General features: G+C 57.7%; 24 protein-coding genes. 7 read left to right on the top strand and 17 right to left on the bottom strand.

The features are described from left to right. The 5 genes from AB7M22_RS02855 to AB7M22_RS02835 are packed head-to-tail and all read right to left on the bottom strand — an operon-like array spanning position 1 to position 5033. On the bottom strand, positions 1–318 hold the full coding sequence (locus AB7M22_RS02855; protein WP_008074510.1) for a cytochrome C oxidase subunit IV family protein: 318 nt from the start codon (positions 316–318) through the stop codon (positions 1–3). Between the two features lie 13 nt (positions 319–331). Further along, positions 332–1045, bottom strand: a complete 714-nt coding sequence (locus tag AB7M22_RS02850; RefSeq protein ID WP_454185178.1) for a heme-copper oxidase subunit III family protein — start codon at positions 1043–1045, stop codon at positions 332–334. 6 nt (positions 1046–1051) lie between these two features. Beyond that, entirely contained in the window at positions 1052–1744 is a 693-nt protein-coding gene (locus AB7M22_RS02845; RefSeq protein WP_454185177.1) for a cytochrome c oxidase subunit 3, read from the bottom strand. Beyond that, positions 1741–3516 (bottom strand): cytochrome c oxidase subunit I, encoded by a 1776-nt coding sequence (ctaD, locus tag AB7M22_RS02840; RefSeq protein WP_454188753.1) that lies wholly within the window; start codon positions 3514–3516, stop codon positions 1741–1743. Before ctaD ends, AB7M22_RS02845 begins: the two co-directional genes overlap by 4 nt. A 50-nt stretch (positions 3517–3566) precedes the next feature. Next, positions 3567–5033, bottom strand: coding sequence for a c-type cytochrome (locus AB7M22_RS02835; RefSeq protein ID WP_454185176.1), 1467 nt, complete (start codon positions 5031–5033; stop codon positions 3567–3569). A gap of 401 nt (positions 5034–5434) precedes the next feature. Here AB7M22_RS02835 and AB7M22_RS02830 point away from each other — a divergent pair, with 401 nt between their 5' ends. Both AB7M22_RS02830 and AB7M22_RS02825 read left to right on the top strand, forming a co-directional pair. Next, complete coding sequence (locus AB7M22_RS02830; RefSeq protein ID WP_454185175.1) at positions 5435–5770, top strand: hypothetical protein; 336 nt, start codon at positions 5435–5437, stop codon at positions 5768–5770. 401 nt (positions 5771–6171) lie between these two features. After that, positions 6172–6579 carry a type II toxin-antitoxin system HicB family antitoxin gene (locus AB7M22_RS02825; RefSeq protein ID WP_454185174.1) on the top strand — a complete coding sequence of 136 codons (408 nt, stop codon included), beginning with the start codon at positions 6172–6174 and terminating at the stop codon, positions 6577–6579. A 56-nt stretch (positions 6580–6635) separates the two neighbouring features. Here the strand turns inward: AB7M22_RS02825 and tam are convergent, their stop codons facing one another. Together tam and AB7M22_RS02815 are read right to left on the bottom strand one after the other, a co-directional pair. Continuing rightward, complete coding sequence (gene tam, locus AB7M22_RS02820; RefSeq protein ID WP_454185173.1) at positions 6636–7406, bottom strand: trans-aconitate 2-methyltransferase; 771 nt, start codon at positions 7404–7406, stop codon at positions 6636–6638. A gap of 66 nt (positions 7407–7472) precedes the next feature. Next, positions 7473–7802 (bottom strand): YXWGXW repeat-containing protein, encoded by a 330-nt coding sequence (locus AB7M22_RS02815; protein ID WP_007903282.1) that lies wholly within the window; start codon positions 7800–7802, stop codon positions 7473–7475. A gap of 446 nt (positions 7803–8248) precedes the next feature. On the opposite strand from AB7M22_RS02815, the gene AB7M22_RS02810 reads away from it, so the two are divergent. From AB7M22_RS02810 to AB7M22_RS02800, 3 genes are all read left to right on the top strand, one after another. Continuing rightward, complete coding sequence (locus AB7M22_RS02810) at positions 8249–8752, top strand: inclusion body family protein (RefSeq protein ID WP_007903283.1); 504 nt, start codon at positions 8249–8251, stop codon at positions 8750–8752. A 124-nt stretch (positions 8753–8876) separates the two neighbouring features. Continuing rightward, positions 8877–9416, top strand: a complete 540-nt coding sequence (locus AB7M22_RS02805) for an AidA/PixA family protein (RefSeq protein WP_454188752.1) — start codon at positions 8877–8879, stop codon at positions 9414–9416. A 417-nt stretch (positions 9417–9833) separates the two neighbouring features. Then, on the top strand, positions 9834–10232 hold the full coding sequence (locus AB7M22_RS02800; RefSeq protein WP_454185172.1) for a low affinity iron permease family protein: 399 nt from the start codon (positions 9834–9836) through the stop codon (positions 10230–10232). A 56-nt stretch (positions 10233–10288) separates the two neighbouring features. Here AB7M22_RS02800 and AB7M22_RS02795 read toward each other — a convergent pair whose 3' ends face one another. The 9 genes from AB7M22_RS02795 to AB7M22_RS02755 form a co-directional block, all read right to left on the bottom strand. Next, positions 10289–10792 (bottom strand): DUF4142 domain-containing protein, encoded by a 504-nt coding sequence (locus AB7M22_RS02795; protein ID WP_454185171.1) that lies wholly within the window; start codon positions 10790–10792, stop codon positions 10289–10291. 73 nt (positions 10793–10865) lie between these two features. Beyond that, positions 10866–11021, bottom strand: a complete 156-nt coding sequence (locus tag AB7M22_RS02790) for a KGG domain-containing protein (protein WP_008014777.1) — start codon at positions 11019–11021, stop codon at positions 10866–10868. Positions 11022–11137: 116 nt separating this feature from the next. Then, positions 11138–12487, bottom strand: coding sequence for a diguanylate cyclase domain-containing protein (locus AB7M22_RS02785; protein ID WP_454185170.1), 1350 nt, complete (start codon positions 12485–12487; stop codon positions 11138–11140). Between the two features lie 103 nt (positions 12488–12590). Continuing rightward, complete coding sequence (locus AB7M22_RS02780) at positions 12591–13229, bottom strand: LysE family translocator (protein ID WP_454185169.1); 639 nt, start codon at positions 13227–13229, stop codon at positions 12591–12593. Between the two features lie 64 nt (positions 13230–13293). After that, positions 13294–13710 (bottom strand): fosfomycin resistance glutathione transferase, encoded by a 417-nt coding sequence (gene fos, locus AB7M22_RS02775; RefSeq protein WP_454185168.1) that lies wholly within the window; start codon positions 13708–13710, stop codon positions 13294–13296. Between the two features lie 211 nt (positions 13711–13921). Next, entirely contained in the window at positions 13922–15253 is a 1332-nt protein-coding gene (locus AB7M22_RS02770) for an MFS transporter (RefSeq protein WP_454185167.1), read from the bottom strand. A 188-nt stretch (positions 15254–15441) separates the two neighbouring features. After that, on the bottom strand, positions 15442–16368 hold the full coding sequence (locus AB7M22_RS02765; RefSeq protein ID WP_454185166.1) for a hydroxymethylglutaryl-CoA lyase: 927 nt from the start codon (positions 16366–16368) through the stop codon (positions 15442–15444). Then, positions 16365–17558: a CaiB/BaiF CoA transferase family protein gene (locus AB7M22_RS02760; protein ID WP_454185165.1), complete on the bottom strand. Its 1194-nt coding sequence runs from the start codon at positions 17556–17558 to the stop codon at positions 16365–16367. The genes AB7M22_RS02765 and AB7M22_RS02760 overlap by 4 nt, the downstream gene beginning before the upstream one ends. A 240-nt stretch (positions 17559–17798) precedes the next feature. Continuing rightward, on the bottom strand, positions 17799–18707 hold the full coding sequence (locus tag AB7M22_RS02755; RefSeq protein WP_454185164.1) for a LysR family transcriptional regulator: 909 nt from the start codon (positions 18705–18707) through the stop codon (positions 17799–17801). Between the two features lie 241 nt (positions 18708–18948). On the opposite strand from AB7M22_RS02755, the gene AB7M22_RS02750 reads away from it, so the two are divergent. Continuing rightward, a complete protein-coding gene (locus AB7M22_RS02750; protein ID WP_454185163.1) occupies positions 18949–20205 on the top strand; it encodes an 8-amino-7-oxononanoate synthase family protein in 1257 nt (418 codons plus the stop codon). Continuing rightward, positions 20202–21368, top strand: coding sequence for a multidrug effflux MFS transporter (locus AB7M22_RS02745; protein ID WP_454185162.1), 1167 nt, complete (start codon positions 20202–20204; stop codon positions 21366–21368). The genes AB7M22_RS02750 and AB7M22_RS02745 overlap by 4 nt, the downstream gene beginning before the upstream one ends. Here the strand turns inward: AB7M22_RS02745 and yiaY are convergent. Next, on the bottom strand, positions 21365–22513 hold the full coding sequence (gene yiaY / locus AB7M22_RS02740; RefSeq protein WP_454185161.1) for an L-threonine dehydrogenase: 1149 nt from the start codon (positions 22511–22513) through the stop codon (positions 21365–21367). The genes AB7M22_RS02745 and yiaY overlap by 4 nt on opposite strands. Positions 22514–22660 lie beyond the last annotated feature (147 nt).

The raw sequence follows: 22660 nt of genomic DNA, 5'->3' as shown, positions 1-22660 counted from the left end.
TTATTGGCCGAAGGAAATGACCCGGCTGAGGAAAACATAGTCCGCCTCGGTGGCCATCAAGCCGACGAGCACCAGTAAACACAACGGTGGCACCAATATGGCGTAGACCATGGCCAACCGTTCCCAGGCCATATGCATGAAGATGGAGACAATCAAACCTGCCTTCAACAACATGAAAGTGATAATCAGGGACCACCGAAGGTAGCCATGGAAGTGGAAGTAGTCGACAAGGTACGACAGCGTACTGAGGACGAATAACAGCCCCCAGATTTTAAGGTACAAGCTGATTGGATGTTGCTGACCCTGAGCATGTGCCATCACCCGTGCTCCTCTACCATAAATAGAAGAATGCAAAAATAAACACCCACACCAAATCCACGAAGTGCCAGTAAAGCCCGGCTATCTCGACGTTTTGATAGTTTCCGGAGCGCTCATAATCTCCCCGCAATACTTTCATCGCCACAATGCTGAGGTAGATGGCGCCGATTGACACATGCAGTCCGTGGAAACCGGTAATCATGAAAAAGCTGGCACCAAATTGCGCCGCCCCCATGGGGTTCCCCCAGGGACGCACCCCTTCTGCGATAAGTTTGCTCCATTCAAATGCCTGCATGCCGACGAAGGTCACACCCAAGGCAGCGGTCGCCAGCATCAGCGCAGTGGTTTTCGCGCGATCACGGCGATAGGCGAAATTAACGGCCATGGCCATGGTGCCGCTGCTACTGATCAGCACAAAGGTCATAATCGCGATCAGAATAAGCGGGATCTCTCTACCGCCGATCGTCAACGCGAACACTTCACTGGGGTTTGGCCAGGCGGTGGTGATGGTCATGCGTACCGACATGTAGCCGGTTAAAAAACAGGTGAATATAAACGTATCGCTGAGCAGGAATATCCACATCATCGCCTTGCCCCAAGGGACCTGCTTGAAGGCCTCTCTATCCGAGGACCAATCGCTGGCGATGCCCTGCCATCCCGGTGCAGGCGGTGAGTCTGGTGGATTGGATGAACTGGATTCGACTGGGGCAAGTGGGTGCGATGCCATGGCTTTTCACCTCAGGCCGCAGAATCTGGCGATCGCTTCATAGGTTTGCGGCGTGCTGGCCAGCAAAGCGAATAGCACGAACCAAAGACCCAGTAAGTAGTGCCAATAGGTGGTACAGAGTTCTACGCTGACGCGCAGTTGCGGCAACGGCACGCGACGCAGGAATTTAGCGACGATTATGCCCCAGGCTATCAGCCCGCCCAGCAGGTGGAGCCCGTGCAGGCCAGTTAACAGGTAGAAGAAACTGTTGGCCGGATTGCTGGCGACAAAGTAGCCCCAGGCCACAAACTGCTGCCAGACCCAGAGTTGCCCCACCAGAAAGGCGATGGCAAACACGCCCCCCAATGCGAAACCAATGACTGTTGCGTCCAGTCGAGCCTGCCGGGCGGCCATACGCGACCACTGCAGTGCGATGCAACTGAATACCAGAAAAGCCGAATTCAGCCATAGCTGCCAGAGATTGGCTAACGGCGCCAAGGGGTCTGTCAGGGGTAGCCAGTCGGCCATTTGTGAACGGGCAATAAAGGCGATCAGGAAGAGAAAGAATAACGAACTCACCACACCCAGGAACAAGCGCAAGCCCACTCTTGCGATTTGGCCTCTATCGGCACCCTCGGGGGCCTGGATACCGTCAGGGTCGCGACTCCAACTGCCGCCAGGGTCAGCACCGTCGGCGTTTCTCAATAGCAGCCTTTTCATGTTTTAACGTCCGCTATCTTGGTTCCGGCACTGAGTTGCCGCATCTGCTCAAGCTCCTCGGCGGAGACCGTTTGCGGAACGAAATCCTGCTCTATCCCCGGCACACTGTAGTCATAGGCCCAGCGATGCACGACCGGCAGCTTCGCCCCCCAGTTACCGTGTATCGGCGGGGTATTCGGCGTTTGCCATTCCAGACTGGCCGCGCCCCAGGGATTGCTGCCTGCAGGCTTGCCCTTGAATGCACTCCAGGCCAGGTTGAACAGGAACAGCAACTGGGAAACGCCGACGGTCAATGCGACCACTGTAATGAAGGCATTCAACTCTTGCGCCGACTGCGGGATGAACGCGTAGTTTTCATAGGCGTAGTAGCGGCGTGGCATGCCCTGAAAACCCAGGTAGTGCATGGGGAAGAAGATGGCGTAGGTGCCCAGAAAGGTAATCCAGAAATGCAGCTTGCCCAGGGTGTCGTTCAACATGCGCCCGGTGACTTTCGGGAACCAATGATAGATGCCACCGAACACCACCAGTACCGGTGCGACCCCCATGACCATATGGAAATGGGCGACGACAAAATAGGTGTCCGAAAGCGGAATATCCACGATCACATTGCCGAGAAACAACCCGGTCAGACCGCCAACCAGGAAGGTGACGATAAAGGCCAGGGCAAACAGCATCGGCACGGTCAGGTGGATGTCGCCGCGCCACAGGGTCAGCACCCAGTTGTAGACTTTCAGTGCGGTCGGCACCGCGATGATCAAGGTGGTGACGGCGAAGAAAAAGCCAAAGTACGGGTTCATTCCGCTGACATACATATGGTGCGCCCAGACCACAAAGCTGAGTACGCCAATCGCAATAATGGCCCACACCATCATTCGGTAGCCGAAGATATTTTTACGCGCATGTGTGCTGATCAAGTCGGAGACCAGACCAAACGCAGGGAGAGCAACGATGTAGACCTCCGGGTGGCCGAAGAACCAGAACAGGTGCTGAAACAATATCGGGCTGCCACCCTGGTGATCGAGCTGCTGCCCCAGCGAGACCATCGCCGGCATAAAGAAGCTGGTGCCCAATAGCTTGTCAAACAGCATCATGACCGCACTGACAAACAACGCAGGGAAAGCCAGCAAGGCCATGATCGAGGCCATGAAGATTCCCCATACGGAGAGCGGCATGCGAAACAATGTCATGCCGTGGGTGCGCGCCTGCAACACCGTGGTGACGTAATTCAACCCGCCCATGGTGGCCGCGACAATAAAAATCGCCAGTGAAACGAGCATCAGGACGATGCCCCACTCGACCCCCGGTGTCCCCTGAGAAATGGACTGTGGCGGATAGAGCGTCCAGCCCGAACCGGTGGGACCGCCAGGAACAAAGAAACTGGAGAGCAACACCACTACCGCTACCAGGTAGAACCAGTAACTCAGCATGTTGACGTAGGGGAAGACCATGTCGCGGGCGCCCACCATCAGCGGGATCAGATAGTTACCGAAGCCACCCAGAAACAAGGCCGTCAGCAAGTAAATGACCATGATCATGCCGTGCATGGTCATCGCCTGATAGTAAGCACTGGCGTCCATGAACTCCAAAGCGCCGGGGAAGCCGATCTGTATGCGCATCAAGCCGGACAACACCACGGCGATAACGCCCACGAATATAGCCGTCACGGAATATTGAATGGCTATGACCTTGTGGTCCTGACTCCAGATATATTTGGTCAGGAAGCTTTTGGGCTCGTGTAGTGCTTCTGTTTCGGCTTGCTCCGCATAGGCCATCACGTCATCCTCCTGTTCGAAGTTTCGGTGCATTCCTGGCTGCTTTACGGCTACTTCCCTGGCTCCGCCTTGCTCGCATCAGCGTCGGCATTCGCTTTGGATTTGATAAAGGCGATCAGTGCGTTCAACTCCTGATCACTCGGGGTAAAGGCCGGCATGACAGCTGCGTAGCCTTTGACGATTTTGGCGCCGGGATTAAGAATCGAATCCTTTATATAGCCCTCATCGGCCTTGATACTCGTACCGTCGGCAAGGGTTACGGCCTCGCTATACAGGCCCTGCCAGCTGGGGCCGACGCCCTTGCTGCCATCGACACTGTGGCAGGCCAGACAGCCGAGCGACTCGGCCAGCCGCTGCCCCTGCGTCGCCAAGTCGTCACCTCTGTCCAACTTTTCGCTGGCAGAAGGTTCTTGCTGCGCGGCACCCAGTGATTTGATCAGGGCGACGACAGCACCCAGTTCATCTCCAGTGAGAGTATAGGCCACCATGACTGGCGGGTAGCCCTGTACCAGGCGGGCCTTCGGATCGAGGATCGACTCTTTCAGGTAGGCCTCATCGACCAGTGCACGGGTGCCATCGGCAAACTGTTCAGTGCGGCCGTAAAGCCCCTTCCATCCCGGGCCGAGACTGGTACTGCCATCCTGGCTATGGCAGGCACCACAGCCGTATTTTTCGACCAACAAGCGACCTTTTTCCAACACGCTGTCCTGACTGGGTTTGGCAGCTGTCGTTAATGTCTGCGCAAAAGTCGGTTGGCTGTTCAGCCATTGATCGAAGGCGCCCTGCTCTTCCACGATCATCTGGCCGCGCATGTTGTAATGACCTACACCACAATATTCAGCACAAAGGATTTCATATTTCCCGGTTTTAGTCGGCGTAAACCAAAAGTACGACACCATCCCCGGCACCATGTCCATCTTGCTGCGAATTTGCGGGATATAAAAATTGTGCAGCACATCTTTAGAGCGCAGTAAAACTTTCACTGGCTGATCGAGCGGAAGGCGAACTTCATTGCTTTTTATAAGCACATCGTCCTGCCCGACAGGATCCTTGGGATCAAGGCCGAGGGGATTGGTGAAATCAACAAACTTGATATCCGATTTACCCAGCTTCCCGTCCTGGCCGGCAAAACGAAAGGCCCACTGCCACTGCTGGGCGACCACTTCAAGTTCATAGGCATTTTTCGGCACATTGATGAAATCACTGTAAACCACCAGGCCTGGCGCCAACATCGCGGCAATCCCTATCGAGGTCACGATAATCAACCATGTTTCCAGTTTTTTACTTTCTGGCTGGTAGTGCGCCCTGGCACCCTCCTTGTGACGATAACGCATCACGGCTACCGCCATAAATACCGTAATCGCGATGAAAAATATTCCGCTAATGATCAGGGTGATGAACAGGGTGGTGTCTATAGACCCCCAGTTGGAGGCTGCCGGTGTCGCATGCCAAGGCGCTAGTATATGGAACAACACTGATGCAATAACGATTAGTATCAAGATAATTGCTATTGCCATTTTCTCTTCATCCTATTCCTGTTGTTCACTGGTTATGCAAACGCATCGCCACTGACGTCCAAGCAGGGCAGACAAATACCATCCATTCCGACGGTAAAGTCAGCAGGAAGTATAGTGCACGGACGGAACACGCGCTTTTTCTGAAAAACCTGTTGGCCAGATATTCCAATTCGAACATTAAGTTAATCGTTTAAAGCTATTCGCTACATATAACTATGGATATTCAGCATTACGTCTCTCAAGACTAAATGGGCGTAGCGATTTGACGCGGGTACAGCAAGCGAGGCCGGGTTGCCAGCTATACTCAATTCTGATGACGGATGGCAGAACTGGCCAGAAACGGATGGCTTGAGAAGAGACAAGAGCTACAGACTCCAGTAGTCCACGACGGAGGTTTCGTCATGAGTAACCTGACGATCGAAGGCTGGTGCAAACCCGGCGGCGCCCCAAAGTCCACCCCGGTGGGTGAGATCAGTTTTGATGTCGATGGCCCCCTCCATCTGCGTCTGGAGGAAGCTGAAGAACGCCTACAGAAGACCCATGAGCCTGAAGCCATGGTTGATGTCGACATGAGCTCAATGGATTTGGTCTTGCCAGAGGGATACGACCCCTTGTCCGACTGCCAAATGCGCGTCTACTTGCAGCACGGGCGCGGTCAGTTCCATTTGGTCGGGCATCGAGCGAGCGATGGAAGCTTGATCTATACCAACGCGGTTTTGATTGATCAGCTGATTTAGAAGCTACTGCGTGATGCTCGGCATTGGTTTTTCTTCAGGTTCGATTCCCTTTGCCCGCTCCACTCAATTTCAGTCTCGCGTCATGATGGTTTTGTAGGAGCCAGGCTTGCCGGCGAAGGCGCTCTTAAGGACGCCTTCGCCGGCAAGCCTGGCTCCTACAGGTCCCCGATTTCCGCCGGTTTTTTTATGCATGAGATTTGATCTCCCTCGCTCCCCAGCGCCTCGGCAAAACCCTGCAATACAGAAAGCCCGGCCTTCCCCAAGCCATCGCCAATTGCCCTCCCGACTCATTTCATGCCGCTAGCACGTCAGTGCTCAGGATGCATTGGTGGTTATAGTGTTGACTAGTGAATTTCAGCAGGCATAGTAACCACAAGCAGCGCCTTAGGAGAATGACGAACATGCTTTACCCAATTGCAATCTCCATGGGCGATGATGAACACGCCTGGGGTGTTGAAGTACCGGATATTCCGGGTTGTTTCTCCGCTGGGGAGGATCTGGATGACGCCATGGCCATGGCGCGCGAAGCCATCGAAGGCCATTTCGAAATACTGGCCGAAGACGGATCACCGATTCCGCCCGCCAACAAAGTGACCCTGCATGCGGCCAATCCGCACTACGCAGGGTGTACGTGGGCCGTGGTGGACATCGATGTCACCAAATACCTGGGCAAGGCCCAGAAGCTCAACATCACCTTGCCCGGCTACTTGCTCAACCGTATCGACGAATACGTACTGCATCATCCGGAAGAGAAAAGTCGCTCCGGGTTTCTGGCCTCGGCGGCACTCAAGGTTTTGCAGCAGGGCTGATGGTTCGAAGATTGGTAAACCAAAGGGACAAACGACCAGGCATGTCCCTTTGTTCGTCAGCGCGTCGCCACCATGAACAACCGTGGAAACGGCAACAGCACCGAACCATCGCTCAGCGCCGGATAGGCCTGCTCGATCGCCGTCAGATACTGCTTGAGATACTGCTCCCGCTCCGCTTCATCCAGCGGCTCAAGGAAAGGCCGTAAACCGCTGCCCTTGAACCACTCGACCACGCCCGATGCGCCGGCCGCGAGTGGATGGTAGTAAGTGGTGCGCCATACATCGACGCGGGTGCAGTGGGCACGCAGCATCGAGTAGTAACCACCCGCATCCTCCATTTCCGTTCGCAGGCCTGCGGCCCTTGCCAGTTTGTCAGCCCAAGGGCCGTTCGCTGCGACCTCGCGCATCAACCTGTGCGACGGTTCATTGAGGTTGTCGGGCATCTGAATCGCCAGACTGCCGCCGAGCGCGAGCCTGGCCACCAATGACGGCAGCAACCGGGCGTGATCGGGCAGCCACTGCAACACGGCGTTGGCGAAAATCACGTCGAACGGGCCGGTCTCGTTCCAGGCATCAATGTCTGCAGTGTCGAAACGCAGGTGAGGCAAACGCTTGCGAGCGGCCTCGATCATATCCGGTGAACTGTCCACCCCTCGCACCGCGGCATTGGGGAAGCGCTGCACCAGCAACTCGGTGGAATTACCCGGGCCGCAACCGATGTCGATTGCCGATTGGACGTCCACGGGGGGGATGGCAGCCAGCAAGTCACGCGCCGGGCGCGTTCGCTCATCTTCAAACGCTACGTATTGTTTGGCGGACCAACTCATATCGCTCTCCTGTCGGAGGTTGTAGCCAGAGGCAGACAACCGGTTCGCTACGATACATTGACCGCGTCAGTTAACCCACGCCCCCACCCGCCAATGCCAGCCATCGTTACGTTGCTCCCAGTGCGGATGCACATAACGATACCCCGGCCGTTCCGGGACCCAATGGCCATGAACCGCGACATAACGCCCACCCTCCCAACGCCAGTACCCCCTCGACCAGAGATAACCCGGCCGCCCCGCAGGCTCTACCTCAACAACGCGTTCCGGTGGCGGCTGCGGTGCGATGATTTCAACATATTCACGCTGCACCGGACGCCGGTCATGAACAACCCGTTCCTGCACACAACCCGCAGCGGCAACCACCACCGCCAGCAACACCATGTAACGTAACAACATGCCGCCTCCTCAGGCTTGAAAGCCAAATCGAGTGAATCAGCAAAAAAACAGCCCCCTTTTCTAACCATGCTCCTGCCTGGCTCATGACTCTTTTAACAGGCCTTGTCTGTCTATTGCCTGAACCCGGATCACTTGACGATTGAAAAACACAGGGGATCTCAATGAGCCTTTTCTTATCGCAAAATCATTGAAAGCCATAACCAAAAGGACCGTTCGTCGACCGAAGAGCAAAGCGATTTTGACAGCATAGAAATGGCATCTATAGTCCTAGTCGCGGCCTGTTGGAAGGAACCCAACCCGTCATTTCAAGGCAAGGAGCAAGGCCAGCTCGTACCCCGTGATCGAGTGGGTTCCCCAGTAGTGTGTTCGCAACGGCCGCAAGGCAAACAAGCGTTGTCGTGCCTGGTAGGTAGCCAGGTAATCACTATGTTCAAAGGAGCTTTACTATGTCTCGAGTCACGGATGTACTTGTTTCGATCGACACCGAAACCATTCTGAAAAACTACCCGAACATCAGCAAAAACCCTGCTGCACCGACGATGATCGACGTCAATCATGTATACATGGTGACCAATCAGAACAACGTGGTGAGTGGCCAGGCCGGTGGCGAACTCAACTTGAAAGCTCAGGTAGGCGATTTGATTCGCTGGCGTGAAGCCAGCCTGTCGCTGGGCTTCGAGCAAGCAGTGATTTTCTACAAGTTCGTCGGTAACGCAGGCAACGAGTTGATCTCTACACCCACGCCACGCAAGGCTACCGCCTCCTTTGCAGTCCCTAACACCAGCAATCCATCGGTGCCCAGCTGCCAGAAAGTCGATAACCATTACTGGTCTTCGGAAACCCTTGCTTGCGGCAGCGTGACCTATCACTTCCAGTTTCTGATCGTGAATCGCGACTGCCAGATCATCGGCTGCTGCACATGGGATCCGTTCATTACCATCCGTAACTGATGCTGGGCCGGGCCCCTTGGCAACGAGGGGCCTACCGGGCTCGTTGCCGCCTCGGCTGGAACAGGATGTCTCGCTTGAACCGAAGCGGTTACCGTTTTGCGTCAACATCATGAAAGGATCCATGATGACTTCCGAACCGATTAGCTCCCCTTCGGCGGGCGCCGTGATAGCCAGTAGTGTGCTTCTGATTGTCGATGCCGAATCGTTGCTTTCACGCTATCCGCAACCCAGTCTTGAATCGCAGAACCCGACGGTGATTGAAGATGGTTTCATCTTCCCCGTGACTAGTAGCACGACGACACAAAGTGCTGAAAATGACAGTAAAATAACGCTGACCGCCAGCAACGGAAAGGTCTTCCATATTCGCGGCAGAACCGTCAGCCTGCTAACCGAACATACGGTTGTATTTCACGACCTGACGGTGGACGGCGCCGGGGTTCTTTCGCCGCCCAAACTGATCGTTCACAGCGACCAGACAGTCCCCGCGCCCGACCCCGCCAACCCGACCCAGCCTGGCAGCCATAGCGCCGATGATCATTATTGGGAGTGTTCGCAACTGAGCACGGGCGTGACAGCCTGCGAACTGAACTTCATGCTGATCAACCAGCGCTGTGAAGCGGTGGGGTACTTCAGCTGGAAGACTGAGGTGACGCTGTCGGCGTGAATGGATATGCACAAAAAAACCGGCATCAAGGGCCTGATGCCGGCCAGTTGAGCGAGCAAACCGCTTTTCGTAGGAGCCAGGCTTGCCGGCGAAGGCGTCCTTAAGTGCGCTTTCGCCGGCAAGCCTGGCTCCTACAGGTCCGATTTGTCCTTAACTGACTGGCATGACTCAATAGGCCGGTTCTTTTTATGCCGTTTACCCAACACAGCTAGTCGCCATAGGCCCCATTCCGATGAAGAACGCGATCGATCAACTCCCTAGGCAGTAGAAATGGTTGCGACCTTCTCAGCCCCGAGTGACGAGCCCTGACAGAGGGTTCAGCACACCGGTCTTTCATCCCGCAGCCAATATTCAGCAGAATTTTCGTTATGCCCGTGCTGTCTGAAAATCAGGCGCATCCCTACGAGGAACACGGCAATGAAATTCGCAAATATTGCACAGAAACTATCCCTGTGGGCCGGCCTGCCCCGGACATTTCTGGGGGCGATCGCTCTGATTTTCCTGTGGGGTTTGAGCGGGCCGATTTTTCATTTCAACGATACCTGGCAGCTGATCATCAACACCTCGACCACCATCATCACCTTCCTGATGGTGTTCCTGATCCAGAACACCCAGAACCGCGACACGGACATTTTGCACTTGAAGATCGATGAGTTATTGCGAGTAACCAAAGAAGCGCAGAACGCGATGCTGGGGCTCGAATCGCTGGATCTCAAACAGTTGGAAGAGTTGAGAAAGAAATATCGCCACCTTGGCGAGGGCGAAACGATTTCCCTGGACGGCACTGTCGTCCCGGAAACAAAGAATCAGGATTGAATGAGTTTTGATCCATGCCCCGCGGGTGACCGGCGACGTCACCCGCGCCATTGGTGCTAGCGACTGGCTTGCAGGGCCCTGGCCATTTGCAGGTGGTTTTGCAGTTTGGGCAGGGTTTCTTCGGCGAACGCTTTGATTTGCGGCACGTCCGTGGTCTGCGCTTGTTGTTGAAGCTGCTCGATGGTCTCTTGGGTGGTTTTCACCTGACTGGCGGCGTACGCCTGATCGAAGGACGCATCGTCCTTCACCTCCGGTATCAAGGCTTTGGCCTTGTCCATTACCTCTTCGCGTGGTGCGACCGGTAAATCAAGTTGCTTGGCAATTTTCGCCAGATGCTGGTTCGCGGTGGTGAGGTCGTTGATCACCACGATGGTGTAATCCTTGACCTCTTTGGATTCGGTTTTCTGGTGCGCCAGGCGACTGGCTTCGATGTCGGCCATGCCTTTGGCCGACGCTTCGTTGATGAATTCCGCGGCGGACTGGGCAAAGGCACTGCTGGTAAACAGACCCAATAAAGTGACAAAACTGGCATTGCGTAAACGGGTGGCCATCCGGCTCATGGTCGCGCCCTCCTTCTTTGAAAATTCAAACGGGAGCTTACGCCCCCGTCTTTTAATAAAACCACCTTCACTACTACCGGGATTTCTGACCACCTTTGCGGCCCATGCCGCCTTTCGCGGAGTCTTTATCAACGGTCGTCGTGGTGGTTTTCCCACCTTTGCGACCGGCTTCAGACGCCTTCGTTCGATCGTGGGCACTACCCGGACTCGGATTTTTTGAAGTAGGCATGGTTTTCATCCTCTTGATGATGAGAGCAGCGAGCAGCCGCCCGCATAGAATAAGAATTTCCATCATCAAAAAGGTTTAAAAAACCTGGCAACGCTGCGACGAACGGTGACGGACTTTCAGACCCCGAGACGCAGGTGATGCTGGCGCTTTGCGGCGTACATCGCCTCATCGGCATGCCTGAACAGCTGGTTTTCTTCAGTGCCATGCTCGGGGTATCGCGCGACGCCGATGCTCGGTTGGATGTTCAGGTTGTGCCCGTCCAGTCGCAGGGGCTGAACCAGCACCTGGCGGATTTTTCCCGCCACATTCTCGGCATCTTCCGCGGCGTGGATGCTGTGCAATAACACGACAAATTCATCACCACCGATACGCGCTACGGTGTCGGTTTCGCGCACGCAGCCCTTGAGCCGATTGGCGACCGCTTGCAACAGCATGTCGCCGACCGCATGACCGAGGGTGTCGTTGACTTGCTTGAAGCGGTCGAGGTCGACGTAGAGCAACGCCATTCGACCGGAGTCTGTTCGGGCCAGCGCCAGCGAGGCTTTGAGGCGTTCGCGCAGCAATTCGCGATTGGGTAACTGGGTCAATTGGTCGTACTGGGCCATGCGTTGAAGCCGGGTATGCAATTGCTTGCGCTCGATAGCGGTCGCAACCTGGGCGCAAACATACTGCAGCAGCTCTTTGTCTTGCTCGGTATAACGCTCGCCGCCCGGTACGCTTTTAACGATCAACGCACCAATGGTGCCGTTCTGCGAACTCAATGGCACGCCCAGCCAGCAGGGCGAATCCTGGCCCGCGACCAGTGCCGCAAACCCCGCCGGCGGATTGTCCTGATCCGGAGTCAACAAAATCGGCAAGCCGCTGCGAATGACTTCACTGCAAAGACGCCCGGTCACAGTCCCGGGCTCCTCGGGTTGCGGTTCACGGTCGTCGACGTGATAGGGAAAATTCAGCTGCGCGCAGTGTTCGTCATACAGCGCCACGGAGAAATTCAACGCCGGGAGCCATTCGCCGATGATCGAATGGATGCGTTTGAACAGCGCCAGCAGATCTTCCGCCGCGTGGGCCGCCTCGGAGATTGCGTACAGCGCCGCTTGTCGGGACTCGGCCTGTTTGCGCTCAGTGATGTCGTGGGCAACGGCAATGCGCAATTGGTCGACTTCCGACCAGCGCGCAGACCAGAGAATGTGCGCCACCCGGCCGTCCTTGCGCAGGTAACGATTTTCAAAGTTGAGCTTGGGCTCGCCCCCCATGATTTCCCGCGCGGCGTCGAGGGTGCGCTGTCGGTCGGCGGGGTGCACCAGATCGATCATCGGTTGGCCGATCAGCTCGTCGGGGGTGTAACCGAAAATGCGCTCGCAGGCCGCGCTGACAAATACGAAGCGACCTTGTTTGTCCACCGCACAGACGGCGTCCAGCAAGAGGTCGATGTAACTCGCCAGTGGCGCTGAATTTCTGGTTGCCATGGTGCAGAGAGCGTGTCCGGACAATCCAACATTGAACAACCTTCCCTGACCGGTCATACGCCCGAGCGATGACTGTGCAGCCGACGCTTCCCTGCGATCAGCCTCAAGCCTTGTTCGTCACCAGTCCCGGCAGCGCATGCACCAGGGCGTTGATGGCAAAACCGATGAACATTACCCCGCACAACCGAGTGATCGCCAGTTCATGACGCTGATACAACGTGCGTACCTGACGCGCGCCGACGATGCCTATGAGAATAGCGTAGGCCAAAAGGCCACCAACGAAGCTCAGGATGATCAACCATGGCAGCATCGACCAATGCAACAATTCTGCACGGCTGGACAGCAGCGCAGTAAAGGTCGCCACCGCCACCGGATAAGCCTTGGGGTTGGTCAGACCGAACAGGATGCCGTGCCAGAACGGCTGCCGCGCCGGGCCTTGAGGTGCTTCGGCACTGCCGCGACGAGCCCGCACCGCGCGCAGGCCCAGCCAGAACAGGTAGAGCCCGCTGAGTACGCCCAACACATCGAACGCGGTGCTGCCGATTTCCCGCGCACCGACAATCGCGACCAGCGCCGTGCTGCACCAGACCACGTCGCCCAGCAAATGCCCGCACAGAAACCCCGCTCCGGCCCGCCGCCCGCGCGCCGCGCCGATGCCGAACACCGCCAGCACACCCGGCCCCGGCGTGATGCCATAAATGAAGCCCGAGGCGAGAACGGCCATTAGCAGCGATGGAGTCATGGGAATTCCTGTTGAAACGCCGGATGAATGGACGCAAGTCTATCCCAGGACCCAGAACATCGACTCACAGATCGTCGAAGAACTTCATCCCCGCATACGGCCGTTGCCGACACGCCGCCAGCCGCGACGCCAAATCCCCGACATGCACTTCAAGCTTGTGCCCGTCCGGGTCGAGAAAATAGAACGATGCGCCTTCACTGCGGTTGTCCCGCCATTCCCGCACGTTGGCGGATCGCAGGCGTTCGACGAACAACGGGAAGTCCGTAGCGCCGATACTGAAGGCGTAATGAGTGTAGTCAGCAGCGGACGCGGATTCGCGCAGCGGATCGAGAGAAAGGCACAACCACAGACCGGGTAATGAGAGATAGGCACCGGTGTCCCACGTGGCTTCAAGCTGAAGTTGCAGCAGATCGCGATAGAACGCCACGCTGCGGTTCAGGTCGGTGACGGCGAGGGTCAGGTGGTTGAGGCCGGTTAGCATGGGTTTCGTAACCTTGAGGCTGGTTTCGACCGGAGCGTACAACTTAAACGGTCTTGGGCGTATAGCCGCTGGGGGTTTGTTGGCTGTGAGTCAGCCATCGCGGGCAAGCCCGCTCCCACAGGGATTGGCGTCGGACATAGATCCTGTGCCTGACGCGGTCAATGTGGGAGCGGGCTTGCCCGCGATGGCGTCCGGTCCAAAACCGCAAATCTCAGAACTTATCGAGCGTGCGCAGCTTCTGCGGCAATCCCCACAACAGCAATGCAGCAGCAATCAGTGCGGCAACGCCGATGACGTACAGCGCCGGGGTAGTACTGCCGGTCAAATCCTTGATCCGCCCGACCATGACCGGGCTGACGATCCCACCGAACTGGCCAAGAGTATTGATCACCGCGATCCCGCCTGCGGCACCTGCACCAGCCCCGGCCAGCAGTTTCGGCGGCAGGGTCCAGAAGCTGGGGATGGAAGCGATGATCCCGGCACCGAGCAAGCCCAGGGCGACAATCAGAAAGGTCGTGTGGTCAGCGAAGATCCCTGCGCAGAAGAACCCCACCGCGCCTACCACCACTAAACCTGCGACAAACTTGCGCCGTTCGCCGGTGGCATCGGACAACCGCCCGATCACCACCATGCTGATGGCACCGCAGATGTAAGGGATGGCGGTCAGCAAGCCGATCATCACCGGGCTCTCGGTGCCGGCGCTGCGGATCAGTTGCGGCGCCCAGAAGTTCAAGCCGTAGGACGCCACCTGAATCAGAAAGTAGATCAGCCCCAACGTCAGGAAACCCGGAATCCGCAACGCCGCCAGCAAGGAGCCACCGCTCTTGTGCGGTTCATGGTGAGCGATACGGCTGGCCAGCAGCGTCTTCTCTGACGGCGTCAGCCAATGGGCGTCTTCGATGCGGTCCTTGAGCAAGGTCAGCACCAACAAACCGAGACCGATGCAAGGCACGCCACCGAGTAGAAACAGCCAATGCCAGCCGCGCATTTCAAGGAAGCCATCAAGGTGTTGCAGCACCAGCCCGGAGAACGGTGCGCCAACCAACCCGGCAAACGCCGACGCGAGAAACAGCATCGAAGTGATGCGCCCGCGATAGTGCTGCGGGAACCACAGCGTCAGGTAATACAGCACACCGGGGGCGAAACCCGCTTCCATCGCACCGATCACGAAGCGCAAGGCGTAGAACTGCCATTCGCTGTTGACGAAGACCATGGCCGCCGTGGCGATACCCCAGGACATCATGATCCGGGCGATCCAGCGCCGGGCGCCGACCTTGTAGAGCATCATGTTGCTCGGTACTTCGAAAATCACGTAACCCACTACAAATAGCCCGGCGCCGAGGCCGTAAGCGGTGTCGCTCAGGCTCAGGTCAGCCTGCAACTGGAACTTGGCGAAGCTGATGTTGATGCGGTCGAAAAACGCAAACAGGTAGCAGACCATGATCAGCGGCATCAGTCGCCAGGCGACTTTGCGCACCAGGGCTTTTTCGGCGTCGTGGCTAACGTACGGGCTCGCGCCCGCCTCCAGTACATTGAGGCTCATAGTGTTTCTCCAGATGGACTTCACGTGGGAGTCCCGATTGTTTTTGTTGTCTGGCTGAGGTGTTCAGTGATCGCGCTTTTTTGTAGGAGCGAGGCTTGCCCGCGAAAGCGGTCTGCCATTCAGCATTGATGGAGGCTGACAAACCGCTTTCGCGGGCAAGCCTCGCTCCTACAGGGTTCGTGGTGGGTTCAGGAAGGCGTGGGGTGCAGGTCGCAATTACGCCCGGCCTTGGCGAGTTGCCCGGGGACTTCGTGCCCCAGCAATGTGGGCAATCCTCGGGACAACTTCAGCAACAACGGCAGATCGATGCCGGTGTGAATACCGATTTCATCGCACAGGTTGACCAGATCCTCCGTGCAGATATTGCCCGAGGCACCCGGCGCAAACGGGCAACCGCCAAGGCCGCCGAGGGCCGCATCGAAACGACGGGCTCCGGCCTCGTAGGCGGCCAGGACGTTGCACAAACCGAGGCCGCGAGTGTTATGGAAATGCAGGGTCAGATCCGCTGGCGAAACCCGCTGCAAGACTCTGCGCACCAAGCGATCGACCTGACGCGGATTAGCCATGCCAGTGGTGTCGGCCAGGGTAATGCCCTGGATCCCGAGTTCCTGATAAGCGTCGACGATCTGCAGCACCCGGTCCTCATCGATCCCGCCTTCAAACGGGCAACCGAAAGTCGTGGCGATGCTGCCGTTGAGCCGCACCTGGGTGCCGCGAATGAATTCGACGATCTCGCCAAACGCCGCCAATGACGCCTCGCAGCGCATCCGCATATTCGCCAGGTTATGGGTCTGGCTGGCGGACATCACCAGGTTCAGCTCATCGGCCCCCGAATCCAGTGCTCGTTGTGCGCCTTTGAGGTTGGGGATCAATGCGACATAGATCACGCCCGGCCGTCGGGCGATGCCCTTGAACACTTGCTCGCCATCGCGCAACGCTGGAATGGCCTTGGGCGAAACGAACGAGCCTGCTTCGATGCGGCTGAACCCCGCCAGCGACAACTGATCGATCAGTGCAATCTTGTCGACGGTTTCGACCCAGGTCGGCTCGATCTGCAAGCCGTCACGCGGGGAGACTTCCTGAACGATCAGCCTCTGGGAATAATCAGTGATCATTGCACCACCCCTTCAGCTTTCAGCCGTTCGATGTCCTGGTCAGTCAGGCCCAGCCCCGCGAGAATGCCGTTGGTGTGCTGACCCAGACTCGGCCCCGACCAGTTCACGCCACCTGGGGTCTCGGACATTTTCGGTACGATGCCCGGCATCTTCACCGTGGCGCCGCCGGGCAATTCGGCGTTGAGCAGCATGCCCCGCGCCTGGTAATGCGGATCGGCAACGATGTCGGCTACCGAGTAGATGCGCCCGGCCGGAACTTCGGCAGCTTCCAACGCCGACAACACTTCGTCGATAGGCAGGCTGCTGGTCCAGTGAGTGATGGCAGCGTCGAGCACATTACTTTTGGCGGCGCGGCCATCGTTATGCGCAAACTCCGGTGCTTCGGCCAGGTCGACCCGGCCAATCACCGTCATCAGTCGCTTATAGATCGGGTCGCTGTTGCCGGCGATCACCACATAGGCGCCGTCGGCAGTCAGGTAGGTATTGGAGGGCGCGATGCCCGGCAACGCCCCGCCGCTGCGCTCACGAACATGGCCCAGCATGTCGTATTCCGGCACCAGACTTTCCATCACGTTGAACACGCTTTCGGCCAACGACACATCCACCACCTGCCCGCCGCCCTGCCCGGTCTTGACCCGCAGCAGCGACATCAGCGCACCGATCACCGCGTGCAACGAAGCCAGGGAATCACCGAGACTCACGCCCACTCGGGCCGGCGGTGAACCGGGGGTGCCGGTGGTGTAGCGAATCCCGCCCATGGCCTCGCCGATGGCACCGAAACCCGGACGATCACGGTACGGGCCGGTCTGGCCATAACCGGAAATGCGCACCAGCGTCAGATTGGGATTGAGGGCATGCAACACGTCCCAGCCCAGGCCGAGTTTCTCCAGGGCACCGGGGCGCAGGTTTTCGATCAGCACATCAGCGTCGGTCGCCAGTTGCTTAACCAGTTCGATGCCTTCAGGGGATTTCAGATTCAGCGCCAGGGACTTCTTGTTTCGCGATTGCAGGTACCACCACAGCGAAGTGCCTTCGTGCAGCTTGCGCCATTTGCGCAGGGGATCGCCCTGGCCCATGGCTTCGATCTTGATCACTTCGGCGCCGAACTCGGCGAGCATGCGCGCGGCGAAAGGCGCGGCGATCAGTGTGCCAATCTCGATCACTTTGATTGCACTCAAGGGGGCAGTCATCGCGGGGTACCTCTTGTTCTTGGAATATGAGCCAAGGCTAGAGGACCGAGGGGCAAGGAATCCAACCTTCAGTTGGCAACGACCGTTCGCGAAATGCGAATGCTCGGCAGAAGAATTGCGGCGATCTCAAGTCAGTCTTCGCGGGCAAGCCTCGCTCCTACAGGATTGGCGGCGGGCACACAAAACCCTGTAGGAGCGAGGCTTGCCCGCGAAGAGGCCGGCCCATCCAATAGAGAACAGTCAGGCCTGACCACGCAACTGCTCAAACAACATCCGGCTCACCGGCGACAGCCTCGCTTCATCGCGCACCACCAGTATCAACGCACGATCCGACCAGTCATCCGTCAGCGGCACCGCGTGCAAACCCAACGCCCGGCCAAACAGTTCGTAGGCTTTTTGCGGCAGGATGCCGATGCCCATGTTGGCCTGGACCATCCGGCACATGGCGTCGAAACCCGGCACATGAATCCGCAGCCTCAGCACCTTGCCGGCCTTGCGGGCGGCCGCATGGGTGCGCATGTTGATGGAACTGGCGGCGTGCAAACCGACGTAATCGCTGTCCAGCGTGTCGGCAAAAGCCAGGGTCGAGCGACTCGCCAGCGGATGATCGGCCGGCATCAACACCATCAGTTTGTCCCGGCGATAAAGAACACTGTGCAGACCTTTGACGTCACTGTCGCTGGAACAGATCCCGAGGTCTGCCACGCCATCGAGCACGCCCTGAATCACCCCACTGCTGGGGCGTTCTTCGAGGTCGGTCTTGACCTGCGGATGGCGTTCGGAAAAGTCTCGCAAGTCTTCAGGCAGGAACTGAATGATCGCCGACAAATTGGCAAGCATCCGCACATAACCCCGTACACCGTGGCTATGTTCGCCCAGTTCGAGGCCCATTTTCTCGACGTTAAACAGCATCTGCCGTGCATGGTGCAGCAGGGTTTCGCCGGCCGGCGTCAGGGTCATGCCCTTGGCCTGGCGCACGAACAGGCTGATGCCTAGCGCCTCCTCCAATTCCATCAAGCGCTTGCTGGCCGCCGACACCGCGATCGCTTCACGGGCAGCGGCACGGGTCAAGGTGCCCTCTTCGTGGACGGCCACAAACAGTTGGAGAGTGATCAGGTCGAGGCGGCGAATCAGGCTTTTTTGCAACATGGGAGGGCTCGATGATTTCGGTTCGACTGAGTCGGCAGGATAGCCCGGTTTCGTTTCGTCCCCGCCATCCAATTGCCCCACAGTACTGCGGGGCATCGCCCTACAACTAATTCTCTTACAACTCTCAGCACTACCAGAAACATCCGATTCAAAGCCGACCGGAACTCTCTGTAAAGTCCGGCAACACATACAAATTGCAACAAACCCACGGATAGATTCACTCAAGGAATGTCATTCACACATGAACAACACACCGCACACGGAGCATACCTTCACCAACTACCGCAAACTCATTTCGTTGGCGGATCACGATTGGGAGACAGCCGAAGCCGGAAAAATCTCGGGGCTCAACGTTGAAATAAAAAGTGCCAACCGCATGCTCGATCAGTATGGGCGAGCATTTCATCATTTCTGTACGACGTCTTACCTGGGCCTGGATCACCATCCCGATATTCTCGACGGCGCCATGGCCACACTGTGGGAAACCGGCACCCTTCGCGTCGCCAATTCAAAGAACCGCTGCAAGCTGGCGATTCTGGATCAATTCGAAACCGAATTGTCCGAGTTGTTCGGCGCCAGTTGCCTCAGCACCTTGTCGTGCAGTGCCGCGAGCGCTGGGATCCTGCCGTTGCTGGCCAGCGGCGTGTTCACGGAAAATCGCCCTCCGGTGATGGTTTTCGACCGGTTGGCCCATTACTCAATGAATCACCTCAAAGCCGCCTGTGCAGATGAAACCACCGTCGTGACATGCCCGCATAACGACATGGACTTCCTCGAGACGCTGTGTCAGCGGCACACAAGAGTCGCGTATGTCGCCGACGGTGCCTACAGCATGGGCGGGGTTGCGGACTTGGACAGCCTCTTGTATCTGAAAGACCGCTATGGGCTGTTTCTCTATCTGGACGATTCCCACGCGCTTTCCGCTGTAGGAACATTCGGCGCCGGGCTCGTGCGTCCCAGGTTGCATGCACTGGATGATGACTGCCTGATCGTTGCCTCACTGGCCAAGTCGTTTGGCGCCAGCGGCGGTCTGGTGATGCTGGGCAGTGAACGGCAGAAGAAGCTCATTCAGCGTTACGGTGGCCCCAGCAATTGGTCGCAAAGCCTGAACAGTGCGGCCATCGGCGCGGGTAGAGCCTCCATCCAGTTACACCGCACGCTGGAGTTCGCCGCGTTGCAGGAAAAGCTTCAGGTTAATATCCGCCTCTTTGACAGCCTCGTACGCACCGAGCAACACAACAGCAACATGGCGATTCGACTGGTCAACTGCGGTAAAGCGGAGCTGGCCAATAGCATCGCCATCGAACTGGCCAATCAAGGTTTCTTCACTTCGGCAGTGTTTTTCCCGGTGGTCCCACAAGGCAAGGCCGCCATCAGAATCACGTTGCGCGCCGACATGGAGACGACGCTGATACGCCATTTCTGTGAACTTATCAGCGAGCTTTTACGCACTCACGGCCGGGATATCGGCAGCGCAACTCCAAGGAAGATCCAATGAAGAGCAGCACCACCCTCCTCATCACTTGCTGCACGGTTTTTCTCGCTCAATTGGGCATGAGCATTTATCTGTCGGCGCTACCAGAAATTGCCCGGGATCTATCCGCCGATGCCTCGCAGGTTTCATGGGGGCTGGCGGTGTATCTGATCGGCATGGCGCTGCCGATGCTGTTCTGGGGCAGCCTCGGTCAACGCATTGGCCGCAAACCGGTGCTGCTCGCGGCGCTCGGTATCTATGGGGTGGGTAACCTGGCCCTGCCCTTGGGCCAGACGCTGGAGTCGTTCCTGTTTTTTCGACTGATTCAAGGGGTAGGCGCCAGCGGAATTTCGGTCATGGCCCGGGTGCTGATCCGCGACAGTTTTCGTGGCGACCTGCTGGCCAAGGCGTTGTCCTGGATATCGATTTCCTTTGTGGTGGCGCTGGGTATCGGCCAATACCTGGGGTCGATTATCCAGGTGGCGCTGGGTTGGCCGATGATCTTCTACTTGTTGGGTGGCGTAAGCCTGTTGATGGCGGTGGTGGTGGCCCGACTCACGTTCCCGGTGCTGGCAGCAGAGAACACACTGTCATCCGCCTGGACGAGCTACTGGCACATTCTGGGGCATCGGGCCTTCCTGTTGCCGGCCCTTGTCGGCGGCTTGGGGTACGGGGTGATCGTCGCATTCAACACCGCCGCGCCGTTGATTCTTCAAGGCCCCTTCAACTGGTCGGCAGTGGAATACGGATTGTTGGGTTGGCCAATCAGCGCGGCCTATTTTCTTGGGGCTGTGGCGGTCAATCGCTTTGTGCTGCGTACCGGTCAGCGCCAGCTGATGACGGCGGGCGTTGGGCTGGTACTGGCCGGCAGCGCGGTCATGTTGCTGGGTAGCATCGCCGGTACGTCAATAGCGCTGCTGTTCTGGTTGCCCTATTGTTTTGCGGTGTTTGGCCAGTCGCTGAATTACCCGATCAGCCTGTCCCTGGCCAACGAAGGGTCGCCGATCGGCGGTGCTTATGCGATGGCATTGAGCGGTTTCATTCACCAACTGATGGCCGCCATTATCGGCGGTATCGCCAGCCTGATAGCGAGCCAGCAAGCATGGCCATTGTCGCTGCTATGCACTTTGCTGGCCGTGGGCGCGCTGCTTTGCGTAGTGCTCGCGCCCGGCCGTCGAACCACTTAGAACGCGCTGCGGAAAATCTCCTCGATCTGCCGCTGATCCGCCTTCCGTGGATTGGTCAGTCCACAGGCGTCTTTCATGGCATTGCTGGCAAGCACCGGGATGTCGTTGAGCCTGGCACCGAGCTCACGTAAGCCGGCGGGGATTTCCACGTCCTTGGCCAAGGTGCGAATGGCCGCGATGGCTGCCTGAGCGCCCTCCTCTGGGCTGAACCCGCGAATGTCGGCGCCCATCGCACGAGCAACATCGGTCAGGCGGTCGGCGCAGACCAGCGCGTTGAAACTTTGCACATGAGGCAGCAGCACCGCATTGCACACACCATGGGGCAAGTCGTAGAACCCGCCTAGCTGGTGAGCCATCGCGTGAACATAGCCAAGCGACGCGTTATTGAACGCCATACCGGCGAGGAACTGCGCGTAAGCCATGTTTTCCCGCGCAATCATGTCACTGCCGTCGCGTACGACCAGGCGCAGGTTATTGCTGATCAAGGTGATGGCTTTCAGCGCACAGGCATCGGTAATCGGGTTGGCTGCCGTGGAGACGTAGGCTTCGATGGCGTGGGTCAGCGCGTCCATGCCGGTAGCGGCAGTCAGGCCCTTGGGCATGGCGACCATCAGCGCCGGATCGTTGACTGACAGCAGCGGCGTGACGTTGCGATCGACAATGGCCATTTTCACGTGACGGGATTCGTCGGTGATGATGCAAAAACGGGTCATCTCACTGGCAGTGCCGGCGGTGGTGTTGATCGCGATCAGCGGCAGTTGCGGTTTGGTCGACTGGTCGACACCTTCGTAGTCACGAATCGTCCCACCGTTTGTGGCGCACAAGGCGATGCCCTTGGCGCAGTCGTGAGGCGAACCGCCGCCCAGAGACACCACGAAATCACAGCGACTTTCCTTGAGCAGGCCCAGGCCAAGTTCGACGTTGGCGATGCTCGGATTCGGCTTGGCGCCGTCGAAGATCACCGAGTCGATGTCCTGGCTCGCCAGTTTCTCGGCAATCATCGTCGCCACGCCAGCCTTGGCCAGCCCGGTGTCGGTGACGATCAGCGCCTTGCGAAACCCATACTTGCGAATGGCGTCCATGGCTTCGTCAAGGCAACCGGTGCCCATGATGTTCACGGAGGGGATGAAAAACGTACTGCTCATGCGCGAGTCTCCTGGCTGAAACCGAAATCGGCAACGCCGATTTGGCGGATACACACAGGATCGACCCATTAGTCATGCGCTAACTTGATCTGGCTCAAGTCCGGGTCGTGATAAAGTCGCCGTCCATCAGACCTTTAGCTTTGAGAC

It is taken from the genome of Pseudomonas sp. ADAK2 TE3594 (assembly GCF_053628675.1).
The sequence above is the reverse complement of the archived record's forward strand: the minus strand, read 5'-3'. Positions and strand labels throughout refer to the sequence as shown.

What these genes read in the sequence shown, in the direction of transcription:
- AB7M22_RS02855 (WP_008074510.1), bottom strand. Translation starts at nt 318, where the DNA reads ATGGCACATGCTCAGGGTCAGCAACATCCAATCAGCTTGTACCTTAAA.
- AB7M22_RS02850 (WP_454185178.1), bottom strand. Translation starts at nt 1,045, where the DNA reads ATGGCATCGCACCCACTTGCCCCAGTCGAATCCAGTTCATCCAATCCA.
- AB7M22_RS02845 (WP_454185177.1), bottom strand. Translation starts at nt 1,744, where the DNA reads ATGAAAAGGCTGCTATTGAGAAACGCCGACGGTGCTGACCCTGGCGGC.
- ctaD (WP_454188753.1), bottom strand. Translation starts at nt 3,516, where the DNA reads ATGGCCTATGCGGAGCAAGCCGAAACAGAAGCACTACACGAGCCCAAA.
- AB7M22_RS02835 (WP_454185176.1), bottom strand. Translation starts at nt 5,033, where the DNA reads ATGGCAATAGCAATTATCTTGATACTAATCGTTATTGCATCAGTGTTG.
- AB7M22_RS02830 (WP_454185175.1), top strand. Translation starts at nt 5,435, where the DNA reads ATGAGTAACCTGACGATCGAAGGCTGGTGCAAACCCGGCGGCGCCCCA.
- AB7M22_RS02825 (WP_454185174.1), top strand. Translation starts at nt 6,172, where the DNA reads ATGCTTTACCCAATTGCAATCTCCATGGGCGATGATGAACACGCCTGG.
- tam (WP_454185173.1), bottom strand. Translation starts at nt 7,406, where the DNA reads ATGAGTTGGTCCGCCAAACAATACGTAGCGTTTGAAGATGAGCGAACG.
- AB7M22_RS02815 (WP_007903282.1), bottom strand. Translation starts at nt 7,802, where the DNA reads ATGTTGTTACGTTACATGGTGTTGCTGGCGGTGGTGGTTGCCGCTGCG.
- AB7M22_RS02810 (WP_007903283.1), top strand. Translation starts at nt 8,249, where the DNA reads ATGTCTCGAGTCACGGATGTACTTGTTTCGATCGACACCGAAACCATT.
- AB7M22_RS02805 (WP_454188752.1), top strand. Translation starts at nt 8,877, where the DNA reads ATGACTTCCGAACCGATTAGCTCCCCTTCGGCGGGCGCCGTGATAGCC.
- AB7M22_RS02800 (WP_454185172.1), top strand. Translation starts at nt 9,834, where the DNA reads ATGAAATTCGCAAATATTGCACAGAAACTATCCCTGTGGGCCGGCCTG.
- AB7M22_RS02795 (WP_454185171.1), bottom strand. Translation starts at nt 10,792, where the DNA reads ATGAGCCGGATGGCCACCCGTTTACGCAATGCCAGTTTTGTCACTTTA.
- AB7M22_RS02790 (WP_008014777.1), bottom strand. Translation starts at nt 11,021, where the DNA reads ATGCCTACTTCAAAAAATCCGAGTCCGGGTAGTGCCCACGATCGAACG.
- AB7M22_RS02785 (WP_454185170.1), bottom strand. Translation starts at nt 12,487, where the DNA reads ATGGCAACCAGAAATTCAGCGCCACTGGCGAGTTACATCGACCTCTTG.
- AB7M22_RS02780 (WP_454185169.1), bottom strand. Translation starts at nt 13,229, where the DNA reads ATGACTCCATCGCTGCTAATGGCCGTTCTCGCCTCGGGCTTCATTTAT.
- fos (WP_454185168.1), bottom strand. Translation starts at nt 13,710, where the DNA reads ATGCTAACCGGCCTCAACCACCTGACCCTCGCCGTCACCGACCTGAAC.
- AB7M22_RS02770 (WP_454185167.1), bottom strand. Translation starts at nt 15,253, where the DNA reads ATGAGCCTCAATGTACTGGAGGCGGGCGCGAGCCCGTACGTTAGCCAC.
- AB7M22_RS02765 (WP_454185166.1), bottom strand. Translation starts at nt 16,368, where the DNA reads ATGATCACTGATTATTCCCAGAGGCTGATCGTTCAGGAAGTCTCCCCG.
- AB7M22_RS02760 (WP_454185165.1), bottom strand. Translation starts at nt 17,558, where the DNA reads ATGACTGCCCCCTTGAGTGCAATCAAAGTGATCGAGATTGGCACACTG.
- AB7M22_RS02755 (WP_454185164.1), bottom strand. Translation starts at nt 18,707, where the DNA reads ATGTTGCAAAAAAGCCTGATTCGCCGCCTCGACCTGATCACTCTCCAA.
- AB7M22_RS02750 (WP_454185163.1), top strand. Translation starts at nt 18,949, where the DNA reads ATGAACAACACACCGCACACGGAGCATACCTTCACCAACTACCGCAAA.
- AB7M22_RS02745 (WP_454185162.1), top strand. Translation starts at nt 20,202, where the DNA reads ATGAAGAGCAGCACCACCCTCCTCATCACTTGCTGCACGGTTTTTCTC.
- yiaY (WP_454185161.1), bottom strand. Translation starts at nt 22,513, where the DNA reads ATGAGCAGTACGTTTTTCATCCCCTCCGTGAACATCATGGGCACCGGT.